Source organism: Microvirga sp. GN3, assembly GCF_055792825.1.
The window spans coordinates 1-1037 of record NZ_JBVVAK010000389.1 but is presented as its reverse complement, the minus strand read 5'-3'; the positions used below and the strand labels follow the sequence as shown (position 1 = coordinate 1037).

Genomic DNA, 1037 nt, shown 5'->3' with positions numbered 1-1037 from the left:
GCGCCAGGGTCCAGCGCTCGGTGGCAAAGCCGGCCGCCACCGCGCCTCGATCCAGCCGCCGGCCCAGCCGAGCCCAGGCCTTCTCATCGAGGCGAGAGGGAGGCCCGAGGTTGGGCCGCGCGGCAGACACTGGCGCGGCTGACCCCCACGTGCCGGGCGATCTCGGCCTGAGAGAGATGTCCCTGGCGCAACAGCGTCGCGGCCACCAGGCGCCGCTCCTCCATCTGCTCCGGCGTCAGATGCGTCGGACGCCAAACGTTGCCCTCCATCGCGCACCTCCTCACGATGACCGACACCGCCCTATGTTACACCCTCTGCGTGAAGATCATTAGCATCGCTCGAAACCACCCATCCTTCTGTGGCAGTCGTCACACAGGATCTTTGTGACTTGGCGCACAGCCATTCATCGGCGACACGGCTAGATTGAAGGGGTGACTTGTGTTCCTCCCTGACCTAAACGCCTCGGCTCGGTTCCGAGGCGTTCTTTTTTGGCCACGTCGTACAGATGGGCATGAGCCAGGTTGAACCATGCCAACGGCATTTCACTCACGCCTGCCCCTTTCCAGCAGCATGCCTTGATAGCCATCGCGGCTCTCTTTAGGGGAGGGCCAAGCGGCACGGCCACCGGAAATGCGATCTCAATGAGGAGCGCTGAAATTCCGTACCAATGAGCGCTGCCCTTGTATCGTCAGCACTCCACCGGCCACAAAGTCCAGCCTGACATGCTCCGTCCGCTCAAGCGCGACCGACAGTATCCCGGACCGGAAGCCCGGCTGTTCCCACGTTATGAGACGCTCTACAGACTTTGGATTGTTGTCGTTCGATGGTTTCGGTGCGATTGGCCGCTTGTCGATCTGTCGCTTGCACATGGGAGCCCCCCTTTCCCTGTGATCCACTTAACGCACCAACATTGTCCGAAAGTCGCGTCACCAATGGGAATGTGGCAGGCTGTGAGGAGCTCCACCGGCGAGCTCGGCAAAGGGCTGGGCTCAAACCATCTTGTTCTGGGCTGAAGCCCGTGCCGCTTTCGTAAAGAC

The 1037-nt window shown here is 61.6% G+C and carries 2 protein-coding genes; both read right to left on the bottom strand.

The genetic code is table 11. From position 1 onward, the window contains the following. Nucleotides 1-83: 83 nt before the first annotated feature. Nucleotides 84-269 (bottom strand): helix-turn-helix domain-containing protein, encoded by a 186-nt coding sequence (locus ACS5Q1_RS48050; RefSeq protein WP_473104806.1) that lies wholly within the window; start codon nt 267-269, stop codon nt 84-86. Between the two features lie 149 nt (nt 270-418). Continuing rightward, the gene (locus ACS5Q1_RS48045; protein ID WP_473103060.1) at nt 419-586 is read right to left on the bottom strand and encodes a hypothetical protein; all 168 of its coding nucleotides are present in this window, start codon (nt 584-586) and stop codon (nt 419-421) included. Nucleotides 587-1037: the final 451 nt, after the last annotated feature.

What these genes read in the sequence shown, in the direction of transcription:
- ACS5Q1_RS48050 (WP_473104806.1), bottom strand. Translation starts at nt 269, where the DNA reads ATGGAGGGCAACGTTTGGCGTCCGACGCATCTGACGCCGGAGCAGATG.
- ACS5Q1_RS48045 (WP_473103060.1), bottom strand. Translation starts at nt 586, where the DNA reads ATGGCTATCAAGGCATGCTGCTGGAAAGGGGCAGGCGTGAGTGAAATG.